We start from the raw sequence: 433 nt of genomic DNA on the forward strand, positions 1-433 counted from the left end.
GTACCGACTTCGGCCGGGCGTGTTACCGACACGGTCGCCGGGGCGCGCGAGATTGCCGAGGAAATCGGCAAGCCGGTGATGGTCAAGGCGCGGGTCAAGGTCGGCGGCCGCGGCAAGGCCGGTGGCGTGAAGTACTCGCCCGACGTTGATGCCGCAGTGGCCAACGCCGAGGCAATCCTGGGCCTGGACATCAAGGGTCACGTCGTCAAGAAGCTGCTGGTCGCCGAGGCCAGTGACATCGCCGAGGAGTACTACATCTCCTTCCTGCTCGACCGCACCAACCGCACCTACCTGGCCATGTGCTCGGTGGAGGGTGGCGTCGAGATCGAGGTCACCGCCGAGGAGAACCCCGACGCCCTCGCCAAGATCGCCGTCGACGCCGTCAAGGGTGTCGACCTGGCGTTCGCGCGTCAGATCGCCGAGGCCGGCAAGC

At 67.2% G+C, this 433-nt stretch carries 1 protein-coding gene; it reads left to right on the forward strand.

Annotated features, from left to right (window positions below; translation table 11 throughout):
- Nucleotides 1-433: ATP-grasp domain-containing protein (locus tag AC1DYG_RS19875; RefSeq protein WP_477641568.1), on the forward strand; the 433-nt coding region annotated here is incomplete at both ends.

The sequence above is a fragment of the Pedococcus sp. P1_H8 genome (genome assembly GCF_056405175.1).